This window comes from Steroidobacter sp. (assembly GCF_036406195.1).
Lineage (GTDB): Bacteria > Pseudomonadota > Gammaproteobacteria > Steroidobacterales > Steroidobacteraceae > Steroidobacter.
This window is the reverse complement of record NZ_DASWVW010000053.1, coordinates 1-14,177: the sequence shown is the minus strand read 5'-3', so window position 1 is coordinate 14,177 and position 14,177 is coordinate 1. Positions and strand designations below refer to the sequence as shown.

Below are 14,177 nucleotides of genomic sequence, written 5' to 3'. Positions count from 1 at the left end.
AGCTGCGACAGGAGGAGTTATGCTGCGGATGTCCGTCAGACGTGACTACGGCACCAGCGCCATCAATGGATTGCTGGCCTCGCCGGCCTCACCGAACCAACTGCGCCAATGGCTGGCCGGGCGGTGGGCATTGCTGTTCTCTCATCCGGACGACTTCGCCCACTATGGCTTCGAGACGGACCGTTGGCTCGTCTATCTGCGGAACGCTTTCGACAGCCTGAGACTGCGGCCTATCGCCATCGGTCATAGCGACGGCTCGGGCTGGATCTCGCAAACCGGCGGGCACTTCATTCCGAGCTATGAAGTAAGCGAGCTCGTGCCACAACTACGCGGCTGTACACAGCCGAGGATGGGGCCGAGGATGGGGCCGAGGGTGGGGCCGAGGGTGGGGCGGTGTGCCGCCGAGCATTTTGTGACAATCCTCGATGCCTCCACACGTGCTCGCCGCACCTTCTTGTACTCGCCCGCGGCTGAGGTTCCATCTGTCATCGAGTTGGCGCACACGGCGGCTCATCTGCGGGAGCGCGCCATGCCTGCTTCAGTTCGCCGCATTCTGCAAAGCGTCTAGATCGCCTCGAGCGCGGGCTTCGCGGCCGTAAACCAGCTCGAACAATGGCGATGCCATGAGCGTCGTCACGATCGCCATCAGCACCAGGATGGAGAACAGCGCGGGACCGATGACTCCGGCCTGCAGGCCGATGTTGATGATGATCAACTCCATCAGGCCGCGCGAGTTCATGAGCGCGCCGATGCCGAGAGCGGTCCTATTGTCCTGACCCGACAAGCGTGCAGCGGCCCAGCACGCGCCGAACTTGGCCAGCACGGATGCGGCGAGAATGACGGCCGCGACTGTCAGCAAGCCAATGTCGTTCACCATGGTCAGCTGCGTGTTCAAGCCGGAGTAGGTGAAGAACATGGGCAACAACAGCACGACAGTGAACGGCTCCAGCAGCTTTCGCAGCTGATCGGCAAGCGCGCCGCGGGGCATGACCGTGCCCAGCAGGAATCCGCCGAACACGGCGTGCAATCCAATGGCGTCTGCGGTGTAGGCGGCGAGCATGAACAGCATGAGCACGATCGACAGCAACGTCGGGCTCAACGCTTGGTGAAGCGCTTGCTCGCGCTCGGCCATGCGTCCGAGCGGCGCAAGCAGCTTGGGAGCGATGACCAGCATGAACGTCGCAAAGACGATTCCGCCAACGATGGCGGTGATCGCAACTCCGGCACCGGCTCCGAAGCTCGCCAACACGATCGCTAGCACGCACCACGCGGCAGCGTCATCGATCGCTCCGGCGGAAAGAGACAACGTGCCCAGCGACGTGTGACTCAAGCCTCGCTCGTGAATGATTCGGGCGAGCATCGGAAAAGCAGTGATCGCGATGGCGGCGCCCATGAACAGCGTGGCGTCGAACCGCGAGGCATCCGGCGCGAACAATCCAGGGATGGTCATCAACCATGGCGTGCCAGCCAGCGCAATCAGGAAGGGCGCCGCCATTCCCGACACCGACACCGCCGCGGCCTTGCGCAGATTGTTTCTGAAGTGATCACTGCGAAAGCCGAGCCCCACCAGAAACATGTACAGGCCGACGCCGAACTGCGCTCCGACGTACAGAACGCCCTTGGTTTCCACGGGAAAAACGGCTTGCTGGATCTCTGGCAGGAGCAGGCCGAACAAGGAGGGCCCGAGCACCACGCCCGCAATCATCTCGCCCACCACCTGCGGTTGCTTCAGGTAGCGCCGGCCCAGCCAGCCCACCAGCCGGCAAGTGGCGAGGATGACGAACATCTGCAGGAAAAAGGCGACCGAGAGTTGCGCGATCGACATGACCGTTCCTATATCTATCGTTCTTCAATCACCGCCATGCCTGGCGGTGTCCCACCTCGGAGGTGTTTATAGAGGGCGGGCGGTAGCGGTAACAATCGATGACTGATTGATTCTCGCTATGGCAACAGGTCAGCCGGCGTGGCTGCTGAGGAATTGCTCGTGTGTCGGCAGGTGTTCGACCATGCCGGCGATGGCGGACTTGGCCGTGCGCAGAGCGGCTTCGATGTGTGCGTAATCGATGTTGTCGACTCGCGTCGAGTAGGTGCGAGGCCGGATCCCCATGCCTTCGAAGACCGATTGCCAGCTGGAGGCGCGGAACAATGGATCCACGACCTCGCGCATCGCGCCCTGGCTTTGGAACAGCTCGATGCGTTCTTGCAGAGTGGCCGGCAACGGAATCTGTTGGCATGCCTGCCAGAAAGGGGAGTCGTCGCGATCGGTGGCGCTGTAGTGCAGGATGATGAAATCACGCACTTCTTCGTAGTCGGCGACCATTCGGCGGTTGTACTCGCGGATCAGCGCCGAGTCGCAATCCCTGGTGGGGAAGTACCGCAGAAAAAAATCCAGGCCGCGCGCGATCAAGTGGATCGCGGTCGCTTCCAGCGGCTCGATGAATCCGCCCGCCAGGCCGACCGACAGACAGTTGAGCTTCCACAGCTCGCGCCGGTGTCCGGTCGTGAATGGAATGGTGCGCGGCTCATCGAGACACGGGCTGCCGACGTTGCGCAGCAGAGTCGATCTCGCCTCGGCGTCGCTGCAGAAACGGCTCGAATACACATAGCCCTGGCCGATGCGACGTTGCAGAGGAATGCGCCACATCCATCCAGACTTCTGCGCCGTGGCTCGTGTGTAGGGATGGAGTGGGCCGTCATGTTCCGTTCGCACCGCGATGGCGCGATCGCACGGCAGATATTCCGACCAGTCGACCGCTTCGACGCCAAGCGCGTTGCCGATCAGCAGTCCCCGCTGGCCGGTGCAGTCGATGAAGAAATCGCCTTGAACCTGCCTGCCATCGGCGAGCACGACTCGATCGATGAAGCCGTTGTCCCGGCGGCGCACTTCAGTGACCCGGCCTTCGGTGCGCTTCAATCCTCGAGCGTCGGCATAGCGCCGGAAATAATTGGCGGCCAGGGTGGCGTCGATGTGCAAGGCATAGTTCGCGCCGCCGATGGGAGTGTTCCTTGCCCGAGAGGGAGGAAAGAACCGGCCGTTTTCCGCCATGACATTGCATGGCGAGAAATCCTGCAGCGAGGAACGGTCGCCACGGGCGCGAGCCTTCAGCCAGCATTGATAGAAGTCATGCGTGCCGATGGGTTTGCCGATCACGCCGAAGGGATGGAAATAGGTGTTGGCGCGCCGATGCCAGCCGACGAATTGAATGCCCAGCTTGTAAGTGGCGTCGGTGGCGCGGATGAAATCCTGCTCGTCGATGCCCAGGCGTTGGATCAGGCCGATGAATGGCGGGACGGTGGACTCGCCGACGCCGATGCTGCCGATTTCTTCCGATTCGATCAGCTCGATGCCGCACAGCCCGGGTCCGAGGTGATGACGCAGCATGGCCGCGGCCAGCCAGCCCGAGGCGCCACCTCCCACGATCACGATCTTGGACAACGGCCTCATGCCTACCAGTCCCGGTTCTCGACCATGACGCCGGCGGATTCCGGCTCGCGGGCGCTATTGTAGTTCCAATATGCGGCGCTGCTGGCCTGAATTGCCCTTCGGAGCATGTCGATAGCTTTGTGCCGGGGGAAACTGACCCGCCAGGCCAGCACCACGGTTCGTTTCGGGCCGGGCGCCACGAAGGGCCTCGTTACCAATATATCCGGCGAGTACAGCGGGGCATTGGCCGCCGCCTGCGGCAGGATGGTCACTCCCAGTCCGGAGGCGACCATGTGGCGCAGGGTCTCGAAGCTGCTGCCCCTCATCGAGCCGTGAGCGGGGTCCTGGATGCGCAGCTGGGGAAAAGCGGCAAGGACGCGCTCTCGGAATGCGTGCCCCTCATCGAGCAGCAGCACTTCGGTGGGATTCAGGTCGGTGGCATCGATGGCTTGCTTGCTCGCCAGGTGATGTCGCGCCGGCAGCAACAGGACCAGGGGCTCCTCGAAGAGTGCCTGGGTCACGATGTCCGGTTCGTTGAATGGCGCGGTGACCAACAACGCGTCGAGATCCCCGTTACGAAGTTTTGCCGCCAATGTTTGCTGAGGCGCCTCTTCGACGAACAGCGGCATGCCGCTCGCCATTTCCCTCAGCAAAGGAATGAACTGCGGCAGCAGATAGGGCCCGACGGTTGGCAGCGTGCCGAGCGCCATCGGACCTTGCAACTGGTTGGCATCGCCCGATGCCACATCTTTGATCTCGGCCGTTCTTTCGAGCACGCCGCTCGCCATGGCGATGATGCGCTCGCCGAGCGGGGTGACCAGCACGCCTTGCTTGGTCCGCTCGAACAATGTTACGCCGAGCTCGTCTTCCAGTTTCTTGACCGCGATGCTCAACGTCGGCTGGCTGACATTGCAGCGCTCGGCCGCGCGCCCGAAGTGCTGCTCCTGGCCGAGGGCGACGATATAACGAAGTTCCGTAAGGGTCATGGCGGCGATCCGTTGCTGATGGGGCCATCATACCAGTCGGCATCGCGGCCCGGCGGGCGTTGTATCTACTTGAAAATCGCTGCACCCACTGCGACACTCACGCGCATGTATAGCGCCTTGATTTCACGCTTGCGTGGGTCGCCAAACAGACAACGTTCCCGCGTTGTCCTGTTGGGTTTGGCGCTGTGCTTCTGGATGGTGGCGTTCGCTACGCACGCTCATTCAGGTGACGAGCTGCCATCCAATGGTCCGTCCACGGCATGTAGCTTCTGTTTGTCTCTGCCGGCGGGTGCGCCTGCACCGGCTCAGAATGCTATCTCACAGCTCGTGCTGGTCGCGGCTGAGGCCATTGTCACCATCGACGTGCCGCTGGTCGCATTCGACCTTCCTACTTTTTATCTGAGCCAGGGTCCTCCGGCGCTCTGATCCACGCTGCAACGTTCGTGCGTAGGTTTGTTACGCCCGTGTTCCTCGCAGCAAATTCGCTGAGCTGATCGTCCTTTTGTCGTGAAACGCCGCGCGTTTCGCGGCGCTTCGACTGCGCGTCATTCGCGTGGTCGCCGGACAGAGCTTGGAAACATCGATGACGTTTGTGCCCGTCGCGATCGATCGCGGCTGCATGCCATGGCGTGTACCGATCGAGCCCGCGACGTCGTGGCGCGAATGATCGCTGATGCTTCCGTGCCGTCCGTCCCGAACTCTTTGACCGAATTTTTGGATCGTTTTCGGAGAACCTCATGAAGATCAACCCCACACTCTCGTCCAGTATTCGACTGGTTCTGGCGGGCTCGCTCGCCGGAGTCGCTTTCGGCGTTCAAGCGCAGCAGGTCGAGGACGATCGTGTCCTGGAGACGGTGCGCGTCTCGGCCAGCGCGGTGAACGAGGATCCGCAGAATCTCGCCGCTTCCTACGCCATCCTGGATGGCCAGGCTCTGTTTGAACGTTCCCAGCCGACGCTGGGCGATACTTTGAATTCATTGCCGGGCGTGAATTCAGACACCTTCGGCGGGGGCGCGAGCCGGACCATCATTCGCGGACAGACCGCGCCGCGCGTGGCTGTGCTGTCCGATAGCTCGACCTTGCTCGATGCCTCCGATATTTCGCCGGACCATGCCGTGACTGCGGAGCCGCTGCTGATCGAACGCATCGAGGTGCTGCGTGGGCCGGCGACACTTCTCTATGGCAGCGGCGCGATCGGCGGCATCGTCAATGTGCTCGACAAGAAAGTTCCGAGTGCATTACCCAAAGATCGTATCGACGGCTCTTTCGGGCTGCGGGGTTCCAGCGTGTCGGAAGAGAAGGCCGGCGCGTTCGAGATTACTGCCCGGGCGACCGACAACCTGGTTCTGCACGCCGAGGCCATGATGCGCGATTCAAACAACTATCGCGCCCGCGGCTTGGACGATTCCCGAGTGGACGGCACATTCTCCGAATCGCAGAACGCCAGCCTCGGCTTGTCGTGGGTCGGCGAGCGCGGATACATCGGGCTCGCATATTCGTACCGCGATGACGGCTACGGTGTTCCGGGTCACAGCCACGAATACGAGGGCTGCCATCCTCACGGCAGCGCCCTGCATTGTGAGGAGCACGAGGAGGGCGAGGAAGAAGACCACGAGCATGAGGAGGGGCACGAGGCTCTCCCCAAGATCTCGTTGCTCAGCAAGCGCTTCGACTTGCGCGGCGAGTTGGCCGGGCCCTTCGCCGGTGTCGAGCGAATCCGACTTCGCGCGAGCCACACCGACTATCGCCATCATGAGTTAGAGGAGCAGGAGATCGCGACGACGTTCGCCAACGACGGCTATGAGGCCCGCATTGAGGTGCAGCATGTCGAGATCGGTGGGCTGCGTGGCGTGGTTGGCGTGCAATATGCGGAGACTGACTTCAGTGCGCTGGGCGAGGAAGCTTTCTTACCCCAAGTGCAAAGCCGCACCTTCGGGCTCTTCGCGGTCGAGCACATCGAAGTGGGCGAGCGCTGGCACTTCGAGTTGGGCGCGCGACAGGAATGGCAGAAACATACGCCGATCAACGATGAACGTGGCCGCCCCGAGTTCGACGATTCCGCCACCTCCGTGTCCGCGGCCGCAATTTGGGAATTCGTGCCCGATTACTCGCTGACGCTGGCTGTCACCGGTTCCGAGCGACTGCCGCACGCGCAAGAGCTGTATGCCCGCGGCATCCACCTTGCTACGAACACTTATGAATGCGGGCTCTTTCCAGATCCGCTGACCTGTGGCGGGCCCGAGAACAATGCAGCTATCGAAACCGAGGCCGCCAACAATATCGAGCTGACGTTGCGGAAGAACGCCGGCGACGTGACGTTTGCCATCGGTGCGTTCCGTAACGATGTCGACGACTACATCTACGGCCGCACGCTCGATCAGTTCGAGGACTTCCGGCTAATCAAGTACACGCAGGGTGACGCGAAGTTCACGGGTCTCGAAGCGGAAGCGACATATCGGGTTTCCGAGAGCTTTGCTGCGACTGTTTTCGGCGACTACGTTCGTGCTGAACTCGACGAAGGCGGCAACCTGCCACGTATTCCCGCCGCGCGCTACGGCACGCGCCTGAGTGCAACTGCGCAGGCGATCTCCGGCGAGCTGGAGTACTACCGCGTCAACGAGCAGGACGACATCGCCGACTTCGAGGCTGTCACGCCAGGCTACGACATGCTCAATCTCACCCTGAGCTACAGCCTGGGAGGCGAGGGCAGCTCTGTCATGTATCTACGAGGCTCGAACCTGCTCGACGAGATCGTGTGGAACCACGCGTCGTATTTGGCCCGCGTCGTGCCGTTGCCCGGCAGAGGTGTCACCGCGGGGGTGCGCGTCTCGTTCTAACGCTCGATGAACCTGTCGCTCTACGAGCGAGTGCGTGAGCCCCCGGTGCGATGCCGTGGGGCTCGGCGCTTCCAGCAGGCGATGAAAAACTCTACGTCCTTAGGAGCTTGAACAGTAGCGCTCTTGGCGAAAGGGGCCCGATACCCTCGATTGCCGACGAGATCCCGCGGATCGTCGCAGCGCAGCCCTCCGGTTGGCGGGCGAGGTAGGCGTTCGATCGGGAAAGCTTCATGCGATGCGATCCCACGCCGGAGTTCACAGATCGGCACCAAGTGGCCCGGATTCCTTGACAGGGCCGCGGTGCATTACGCAAAATCCCGCGCCTTCGATTTGACCCTCCTGTTCCCCGGTAGCTCAGTGGTAGAGCGACGGACTGTTAATCCGTTGGTCGCTGGTTCGAGTCCGGCCCGGGGAGCCACCTTCGCCGCCTGTAGGCAATCGCTGGGTCGTCCGACCCTCTCCCGCGCGATCCCCGTCCTGCGTCGTCAAGCCGCCTGCGCGGCTCGCAGCGTCTTGTCCATGCGCTTCAGAGCTTCCTCCAGCATCTGCATGCTGGTAGCGAAAGACAGACGCATGTGATTCGGCGCGCCAAAACCGCTGCCGGGAACGACCGCTACGCCGGCGTGGATCAGCAGGTGCTCGGCGAACGCATTGTCGTCCATGGCGCCGACGATCCGCATCGCCTTTTCCACATGAGCGAAGGCGTAGAACGTGCCGGCGCCTTCGAGGCAGGTCACGCCCGGCAGCTTGTTCAAGCCGGCGACCACGAAGTCGTGACGCTGCTTGAAGTGCTTGTTCATTTCACGCACGCAGTTCTGATCGGCGTTCAGCGCGGTGACGGCGGCCTTCTGCGCGATCGACGACGGGTTCGACGTGCTCTGGCTCTGGATGGTCGACATCGCGGTCACCAATTCAACCGGCCCGCCGCAGTAACCGATGCGCCAGCCCGTCATCGCATACGCCTTCGACACGCCATTGGTCGTGACGGTGCGGTCGTAGAGTTCCGGGCACACATGCGCGAGGCTGACAAATGGTTCCTTCCCCCAATAGATGTGCTCGTACATGTCATCGGTACAGATGACGACCTGCGGATGTTTGACGAGCACATCACCGAGTGCGCGCAGCTCCGCCGCTGTGTACGCAGCGCCCGTCGGATTGCTCGGGCTGTTGAGGATGAACAAGCGTGTCTTCGGCGTAATCGCCGCTTCGAGCTGCGCGGGCGTGAGCTTGTACCCCTGTTCCGGGCCCGCATAAGGAGTCACCGGTACGCCGTCGGCGAGTAAGACCATGTCTGGATACGAGACCCAGTAGGGCGCCGGAATGACGACTTCATCGCCCGGATCGACCACCGCGAGGATCAGATTGAAGATGGTCTGCTTGGCGCCGGTGGACACCAGGATCTGATTGCGAGTGTAAGCGAGGCCGTTCTCCCGCTTGAACTTGCCGATGATGGCGTCCTTGAGCTCGGCGATGCCTTCGACCGGCGTGTAGCGCGTGAAGCCCTTGCGAATGGCTTCCACGCCCATGTCCGCGATGTGGGTGGGCGTATCGAAATCCGGCTCGCCGACGCCCAGACCGATGATGTCCTTGCCCTCGGCTTTCAACTGCGCGACGCGGCCCGTCAAGGCGACAGTGGGCGAGGGCTTCACGCGTTGGACGCGCTTGGAAACTGGTAGACTCACGGCGACACCACGGCACCCTTTACGGGCGAATTGAGTTGGGGCGAATCGAGCAACGGAAAATCCCTGACAAAGCTCGGGACGTTTTCGTGCGATTGTAGAGCGGTTCGCCGCCCGGCTCTATATGAACCGTCCTGTTCCCGCTTGGAAAAACGCCAGCCAAGCCCCAAGTCGTCCTGCTTGCCATGCCAGTTTCGCCACGCTCGCTGCAAACCTCGACCATGACCGACAAGCCGGCCCAGACGCCGTTTCAGCTGCGCGGCGACTTCAAGCCGTCCGGCGACCAACCGACGGCCATCGCCAGGCTGATCGAAGGCATTCAGGCGGGGCTCGCGCACCAGACGCTGCTCGGAGTGACGGGGAGCGGCAAGACCTACACCATAGCTAACGTGATCCAGGCGATCCAGCGCCCGACGTTGGTGCTGGCGCATAACAAGACGCTGGCGGCGCAGTTGTACGGTGAGTTCAAGGAGTTCTTCCCGGGCAACGCGGTAGAATATTTCGTTTCTTACTACGACTACTACCAGCCCGAGGCGTATGTGCCGTCCTCGGATACTTATATCGAGAAGGACTCCTCGATCAACGAGCACATCGAGCAGATGCGCCTGTCTGCCACCAAGGCGATTCTCGAGCGGCGCGATGCCATCATCGTCGCGACGGTGTCGGCGATCTACGGCCTGGGCGCGCCCGAGACTTACTTGTCGATGGTGCTGCATCTTTCACGTGGCGAGCACATCGATCAGCGCGCGATCCTGCGACGCCTGACGGACATGCAATACAAGCGCAACGAGCTCGATCTCACGCAAGGCACGTATCGCGTGCGAGGCGATGTCATCGACATCTTTCCGGCGGAGTCCGAGCGCGAAGCGCTGCGAGTTGAGCTGTTCGATGACGAGATCGACTCGCTGCTACTGTTCGATCCGCTGACTGGCGAAATCAAGCGGAAGATTCCGCGCTATACCGTGTTCCCGGGTACGCACTACGTGACTCCGAAGGACCGGCTGATTCAGGCCGTCGATCAGATTCGCGATGAGCTGCACGATCGCCTCATCGAGCTGAAGAACAACGGCAAGCTGCTCGAAGCGCAGCGACTGGAACAGCGCACGCGCTTCGACATCGAGATGATTCGCGAGCTGGGCTACTGCAACGGCATCGAGAACTACTCGCGCTTCCTGTCGGGCCGCGAGCCGGGCGAGCCGCCGCCGTGCCTGTTCGACTATCTGCCGCAGGATGCGCTGTTGGTCATCGATGAAAGTCACCAGACCGTCCCGCAGCTCGGTGCCATGTACAAGGGCGACCGCTCGCGCAAGGAAACATTGGTGGAGTACGGGTTCCGCTTGCCCTCGGCGCTGGACAATCGCCCGCTGCGCTTCGAGGAGTGGGAACGATTGGCGCCGCAGACCATCTTCGTGTCCGCGACGCCCGGGCGCTACGAGTTGGAGCACTCGGGTGGCGAAGTCGTGGAGCAGTTGGTGCGCCCCACGGGGTTGGTCGATCCGGAAGTCGAAGTGCGGCCGGTGCGCACGCAGGTCGACGATGTGCTGTCCGAGATCAAGCTGCGCGTCGCCAGGAACGAGCGCACGCTGATCACGACGCTCACCAAGCGCATGGCGGAAGATCTCACCGAGTATCTCGATGAGCACGGCGTGAAGGTGCGCTATCTGCACTCGGACATCGATACCGTCGAGCGCATGGAGATCATTCGCGACCTGCGCCTCGGCAAGTTCGATGTGATCGTCGGCATCAACCTGCTGCGCGAAGGCCTGGATATGCCCGAGGTGTCGCTGGTCGCGATTCTGGACGCGGACAAGGAGGGCTTCCTGCGCTCGGAGAACTCGCTGATCCAGACAATCGGCCGCGCCGCGCGCCATCTGAACGGCAAGGCGATTCTGTACGCCGATCAGATCACCGGCTCGATGAAGAAGGCGCTGGACGAAACCAGCCGTCGCCGCGCCAAGCAGCTGGCGTTCAACGAAGCCCACGGCATCACGCCACGCGGCATCAAGAAAGCCGTCGCCGATATCCTCGAAGGCGCGTACTCGGACGCCGATCGCGGTCCGTTGAAGAAGGTGGCCGAGTCGACTCCGGACTATTCGAGCCTGACGCCGGACCAGGCGGTCCGCCGCATCAAGAAGCTGGAGCAGGAGATGCTCAAGCACGCCCGCAATCTGGAATTCGAGGAAGCGGCCAAGCTGCGCGATCAGATCTCGCAACTGAGGAAGGCGAGCCTGGGGTTGGTGGCAGCCAAGGCGGGATAAAACCGCGCGGCGATGAAAGGGCAGCGGTGTGGCTTGCCTCCATGCCGACTCGTCGTTATCCTTCCGGCCCCTTTTCGGCCCGCCCGGTTGCGCGCGTAGCTCAGCGGTAGAGCACTACCTTGACATGGTAGGGGTCACAGGTTCGATCCCTGTCGCGCGCACCAATATTTTCCCGTACTTTCAAAGACTTAAGATCGCGCCCCGCCTCGGGCTGCTTCCCCACTGGGAAGTAACTGGGAAGTCGCTGGCAGCGGCCTCGTTCCTTGATTCCCTGGACCGCCCACCAGCTCACTCCGTGGTCGCGCGCAATCGCGCCCCAATGCGGCCTCGCATCGGCTTCGATCGCACGCACTTGGGCTTCGGTCAACGGTGCATGGCCGAGCTCGCACCCCGGGGCGACACCAAAGGGTTGACCCGCGAGAGGCCCTTCATCGCCTAAGGATTCCAGGATCAAGTGGTCTGGATGGCAGCACGCTCGTACACCGCATCGCTGGCGCACAGACGCACCGCTCGGGATGGAGCCATGTGTCAGCTCGAACGCTGTTCGATGCGCAAGCTCGTGCCCGGTGTGCCCGAAGCCATCATGGGTAATCGGGCCGTGCCAGATCCAACAACCCGCCTCATTCGGCCGGGCCATCGACCAGAATGTTTCATCCGTCGAGCTTGGGCGATCTGGGGCTAGATAGGGACGCAGCCAGGGCGGGTCGAGCACCTCGAGCAACTGCTGCATGGTCCGGCGCACGTCGAGCAGGTATTCCGGCTCCTCGTGGGCATACCGGCCGGTCGCGCCCTTGATGGAATGCGCAAGCATGGTCTTGATGTCGAGCTCGCTGACCCGATGCCGCCGCATATAGGTCGCGCCGAGCTTTCTGAGGCTATAGCTGGAGTATCCCGTGACCTCGGCTCGCTTTGCGATGCTCTTGAAGGTCATCCCGAACGTCTTGAGGGGCTCGTCGTTCCATTTCAGGATCCGGCCAACAGACCGGTGCGCCTTCAGAAAGGCAAGCGCGGCGGGGCACAAGGCGGCTACGGCCCGGCGCTTGAGCTTGTCGCGCTTGCGGACCTGTCGGGCCCCAGGGATTCGATAGTCGATGATTCCGTCGTCCCAGTTCACACGCTCCCAGGTGGCCTCCAGGACGTGCTTCGGGCGCGGCGTGGTGGTCGTCTCCAGGATCAGATACAGCTGCTGGTGCGGATGGATCGCATGCGCGAAGAGTTTCTTGGCTACCTCGACCGGCATGACGCGCGCCCCGGGTCCGTCTTCGACTTCCATGTTGAGCATCTCTGGGACCGACGCGATCTCCCCGTGTTCCTTCAGAAACTTGGCCGCCGTCTTCAGGACCCCGAAGTATCGCCGCTGGGTGCTGGCCGAGAGAGGCTTACCGTCTTCATCGGTGAATTTGGCGATGAACCTCGCCTGTTCAGCCTTCGACCAGTTGAACAGCATCCGATCGGGCTCATGCGCGACCACGAGGCGCATGATCGCCTTGACCGTATCTCGGGAAGCCAGGAACTGCCCCTCGAGCGTCCAGTAGCGCGTGACTAGGTAGGCGAGGGTAATGTTGCTCTTCAGCTTGGCATCGTCTCGTCCGAGGATGTACGCGGCGAGCTTCTTCTCCGCGAGCTGCTTATCTCGCGTGCGAGTGCTAAGGCGTTTTGTTTCTCCTGTTCGCTCATCATAGTCGAAGATGTACCAGTTGGGACTATCCGGGCGTTTGTCGATGTAGCAGGACATTCGCGATTCCGTAGGTAGGCTTGGATGTGTTCGGCAGTAAAGCGCGGTTTCTTACCAATGACTGTGTATGGGAGCCGGCCGCGCTTGCGCTCGCGATAGATCGTCTGAGTCGTCACCTCGAGATACTCAGCCACCTGCTTCTCGGTCCACAGTTGTGGCAGGTTGAAGCGAGACACGTCGACTGAGCGAGCTAATGGCCGCGGCGCTGTCTCTGGATAGCATAAGGGCTTCCGCGAAAATGCAATGTTCGAAGGCTCCCGAGGCTCGTTCGGCTCCTCGGTGTGAACGTTCAGATGAGCGGCGGACATGATGGCTCCAGAAGGTTGAAAGGGTGGGGCCCCGCCATGAGAGCGGGTGTGCCTGTGACAAGGCGTTGAGAGGAGGTCTGCGTGACGCTTGCGGCGACGTGCGGGCTGCGAGCGTCCATGGAAGTGACTGGAATGGCGCCGTCGGCGAATCTATCCGCAGCGCTAACGCAGGCGTCGTAGGGTTACGACGCAGGGGCAAGAGATGTCGTTACTGATAGCACGGCATCTGATGAACCGACGTTCGCTCGTCGCCCTTCCGAGCAGTCCTGGAGAAGGAATCCAACAGCGGTTTGGTGTCGGGGGCCGTGTGACGTTTCGGTAACGCTCTCGCGTAAGCACAGCGCGGGCGCAGCTCACCCGATGGCCAGAGAAAAAAATGATGCGAATGCAAGATCGCTTCGGTCGTTTCAGGCGCAAGGACAGGCTGCGTCTCAGGTAGCGCGCGAATCAACAGCAATGCCCTCGATGGTTCGAGCAGCAAAGGACGCCAGTCTGGCTCGGAACTCACCTATGAACGCCACCTGATCTCTATCGACGACGAATTGGCGTTCGTGGCATTTTATCTAACACAGTACGCGCTTTCCGAAGCGCTCGCGAATCACAATAGAATCACACTGCTCATAAAATGAATCGAGGGCTGGGCGCAGGAGGGCGGGCTAGCGCGCCGGAGAGTGCGCTCTCGAAGGTGTGTGACTTCCTTCGAGATTCCTGAAGTAACAGGGATCAGCGCTGGGGGATGAGGTAAGGGACGTCCGGCGCGTAAGCGTTGATCGTTTGTTGACATCCGGGCGTGTTGCGCCTGTAGCAGGTCTGACCTGCTAGCCGAATTTCGGACCAGCGACAACTTTGTGGGATGATGGCTCCTCGGATCGAGGAGCAAGATGAAGAAGAGCCGATTTACAGAAGAACAGATGGTGAAGATCCTGCGCGAGGCGGACCAGTCGACGGTC

Annotated in this window: 9 protein-coding genes, 2 tRNA genes and 1 pseudogene; 6 read left to right on the top strand and 6 right to left on the bottom strand. The window is 61.8% G+C overall.

All coding sequences use genetic code 11. The features are described 5' to 3' along the window. Nucleotides 1–28: 28 nt before the first annotated feature. A complete protein-coding gene (locus VGE08_RS20420; protein ID WP_331069769.1) occupies nucleotides 29–568 on the top strand; it encodes a hypothetical protein in 540 nt (179 codons plus the stop codon). Here the strand turns inward: VGE08_RS20420 and VGE08_RS20415 are convergent. The 3 genes from VGE08_RS20415 to VGE08_RS20405 form a co-directional block, all read right to left on the bottom strand. Continuing rightward, nucleotides 539–1,825 (bottom strand): cation:proton antiporter, encoded by a 1,287-nt coding sequence (locus VGE08_RS20415; RefSeq protein ID WP_331069768.1) that lies wholly within the window; start codon nucleotides 1,823–1,825, stop codon nucleotides 539–541. The two genes, VGE08_RS20420 and VGE08_RS20415, sit on opposite strands and share 30 nt — an antisense overlap. A 129-nt stretch (nucleotides 1,826–1,954) precedes the next feature. Beyond that, a complete protein-coding gene (locus tag VGE08_RS20410; protein ID WP_331069767.1) occupies nucleotides 1,955–3,445 on the bottom strand; it encodes a tryptophan halogenase family protein in 1,491 nt (496 codons plus the stop codon). Nucleotides 3,446–3,447: 2 nt separating this feature from the next. Continuing rightward, on the bottom strand, nucleotides 3,448–4,410 hold the full coding sequence (locus VGE08_RS20405; RefSeq protein ID WP_331069766.1) for a hydrogen peroxide-inducible genes activator: 963 nt from the start codon (nucleotides 4,408–4,410) through the stop codon (nucleotides 3,448–3,450). Nucleotides 4,411–5,147: 737 nt separating this feature from the next. On the opposite strand from VGE08_RS20405, the gene VGE08_RS20400 reads away from it, so the two are divergent. Together VGE08_RS20400 and VGE08_RS20395 are read left to right on the top strand one after the other, a co-directional pair. Then, on the top strand, nucleotides 5,148–7,247 hold the full coding sequence (locus tag VGE08_RS20400) for a TonB-dependent receptor domain-containing protein (protein WP_331069765.1): 2,100 nt from the start codon (nucleotides 5,148–5,150) through the stop codon (nucleotides 7,245–7,247). Nucleotides 7,248–7,590: 343 nt separating this feature from the next. Next, nucleotides 7,591–7,665: transfer RNA gene (locus VGE08_RS20395), tRNA-Asn, on the top strand. A gap of 67 nt (nucleotides 7,666–7,732) precedes the next feature. Here the strand turns inward: VGE08_RS20395 and VGE08_RS20390 are convergent. Next, nucleotides 7,733–8,929: a pyridoxal phosphate-dependent aminotransferase gene (locus VGE08_RS20390; RefSeq protein ID WP_331069764.1), complete on the bottom strand. Its 1,197-nt coding sequence runs from the start codon at nucleotides 8,927–8,929 to the stop codon at nucleotides 7,733–7,735. A gap of 218 nt (nucleotides 8,930–9,147) precedes the next feature. On the opposite strand from VGE08_RS20390, the gene uvrB reads away from it, so the two are divergent. Both uvrB and VGE08_RS20380 read left to right on the top strand, forming a co-directional pair. After that, nucleotides 9,148–11,184, top strand: coding sequence for an excinuclease ABC subunit UvrB (gene uvrB, locus VGE08_RS20385; RefSeq protein ID WP_331069763.1), 2,037 nt, complete (start codon nucleotides 9,148–9,150; stop codon nucleotides 11,182–11,184). 89 nt (nucleotides 11,185–11,273) lie between these two features. Further along, nucleotides 11,274–11,348, top strand: a tRNA-Val gene (locus tag VGE08_RS20380). 293 nt (nucleotides 11,349–11,641) lie between these two features. On the opposite strand, the pseudogene VGE08_RS26630 reads toward VGE08_RS20380, so the two are convergent. Then, nucleotides 11,642–11,821: pseudogene (locus VGE08_RS26630) on the bottom strand (HNH endonuclease); the annotation flags it as partial. Nucleotides 11,822–11,983: 162 nt separating this feature from the next. Here VGE08_RS26630 and VGE08_RS20375 point away from each other — a divergent pair. Next, nucleotides 11,984–12,730: a hypothetical protein gene (locus VGE08_RS20375; protein WP_331069762.1), complete on the top strand. Its 747-nt coding sequence runs from the start codon at nucleotides 11,984–11,986 to the stop codon at nucleotides 12,728–12,730. A 23-nt stretch (nucleotides 12,731–12,753) separates the two neighbouring features. On the opposite strand, the gene VGE08_RS26625 is transcribed toward VGE08_RS20375, so the two are convergent. Next, the gene (locus VGE08_RS26625) at nucleotides 12,754–13,227 is read right to left on the bottom strand and encodes a helix-turn-helix domain-containing protein (protein ID WP_414717516.1); all 474 of its coding nucleotides are present in this window, start codon (nucleotides 13,225–13,227) and stop codon (nucleotides 12,754–12,756) included. Between the last annotated feature and the right edge of the window lie 950 nt (nucleotides 13,228–14,177).